Here is a 1925-nt window from a genome sequence, read left to right on the forward strand (position 1 = left end):
TCCCGGTCAGGGCCGTGGTTCGGTCCTCATGCCGCTGCCAGCGGCCAGGGTGAAGGGATCACCGATCCCCGGTAGCGGTACCGGGTCGTGCGCACCAACCCGGTGTGGAACAGCTCCCGCTCCTGGCCTCTGGGCCACCATCCGCCGTCGCAGTAGCGGCGGCGGAGATCCTTCCGCGAGATCCGGCGGTGCTTGCGGCGGATCCATCCGATCACCCGGCGCCAGACATAGGCGTCCAGGTACTGGAAGGTCACGCTCGACACCCCGGGGCGGAAGAATGCGGTCCATCCCCGCAGCACCGGATTGATCCGGAGCAGGAGGATGTCCAGCGGATGGTTCGTATCGACCTGTCGGCAGATCCTCTTGACCTTCGCCATCACGGCGCGGAGCGCCTTTCTGGCCGGGTAGGTATAGACGTACTGCCGGTCTGTGCCCCGCTTGCGGTGGCGCTGGATGCGCCAGCCCAGGAAGTCCAGGCCCTCGTCGATATGGGTGATCAGGGTCTTCTCCTCCGACAGGTGCAGCCCGATCCGGGCGAGCACCTGCGCGGCCTCCTCGCGCAGCGCCTCGGCGTTGTCCCGGGTGCCCGCCACCATCAGCGCACAGTCGTCCGCGAACCGGACCAGCCGGTGGTTCGGAAGACCGTCGCGGCGGCGTTTGGCGCGCTCCCAGGGCTTGGACGCCGGGCCTCCCGGCGCCTGGGCAAAATGCTCGTCCAGGACCGCGAGAGCGACGTTGCTGAGCAACGGCGAAAGGATCGAACCCTGGGGAGTTCCGGTGTCGGTGTCCTTGAGCGCGTCCTCCTCGGTGAGGATGCCCGCCTTCAAGAACGCCTTCACCAGCGCCAGGACGCGTCCGTCACCGATCCGACACCGCACCCGGTCTAGCAACTCCGGATGCGAAATCTCGTCAAAACAGGCCCGGATGTCGCCCTCAACGATCCACTCGTAGGAGTGGGACGTGAAGTGCCGCACCTCGGACACCGCGTCATGGACCCGACGGTTGGGGCGGAACCCGTAGGAACACGGAAGGAAGTCCGCCTCAAAGATCGGCTCCAGCACCAGCTTCAAGGACGCCTGGACCACCCGGTCACGGATAGAACTGACCCCCAGGCGGCGGCGCTTGGCCGTGCCCGGCTTCGGGATCAGTCGCTCCCGCGACGGCAGCGGCTGGAAACTACGGTCCTTCAACGAGGCCCGCAGCCCGTCGAGGAACACCTCGACACCCGGCCGCAACGCGATGGACGAGGCCGTATGACCGTCCACCCCGGCAGTCTTCGCGCCCTTGTTGCTCCGAACCCGCTCCCATGCCACCAGCAGGAACGCGGGGTCGGCCACGAGGTTCATCAGGTCGTCGAACCGCCGATGAGGATCATCCACGGCCCAACGGTGCAGCTTGGTCTGGATCTCCAGTACCCGGCGCTCGGCCTTCATCAAGGCCCACTCCAGCTCGTCGGTATTCACCAACGTCCTCCCGGCATTCCAGCATCCTTACTGCTGACTTGCTGGCCCCCTTCGCCATGTACGCGCCTCTCGCGCGTTCGGACTACTACGAGGCCTCCGCCCCGCCCACGGCCGTCAGCCGGCATCGGGCCTGCCCACCACCGCACTGGAGGTCCGGCGGGAGGGCGACCGCGGGCGGTTCCCACGTTCACCACGAATCGTTCGGCCAGGTCGGCGGCCAGCTATACCCCGGCAGCATCGCCACGCCTACGCCGCAGGCTTTCAACGTGGCCTCCTCACCGTCTGTTGGAACCGGCTTCGGAGTTGACCCGCCTAATCGAATCGGGTCACGTACTGCATTCCGGCCCATATCCACCAGGTTGGAGCCGGAGGCACCGTTACGGAGCTTCAACCACTGGTTCACTCTCGTTCCGCCTTCTGACCTTGCTAGCCGGACCCGGACCGTCTGGCAGTGCCGACCCG

The 1925-nt window shown here is 66.8% G+C and carries 1 protein-coding gene; it reads right to left on the reverse strand.

Going from position 1 to position 1925, the window contains the following annotated elements; all coding sequences use genetic code 11:
- Positions 1-26: 26 nt before the first annotated feature.
- On the reverse strand, positions 27-1463 hold the full coding sequence (gene ltrA, locus ACWDA7_RS52450; protein ID WP_450615252.1) for a group II intron reverse transcriptase/maturase: 1437 nt from the start codon (positions 1461-1463) through the stop codon (positions 27-29).
- Positions 1464-1925: the final 462 nt, after the last annotated feature.

This window comes from Streptomyces sp. NPDC001156, assembly GCF_053598275.1.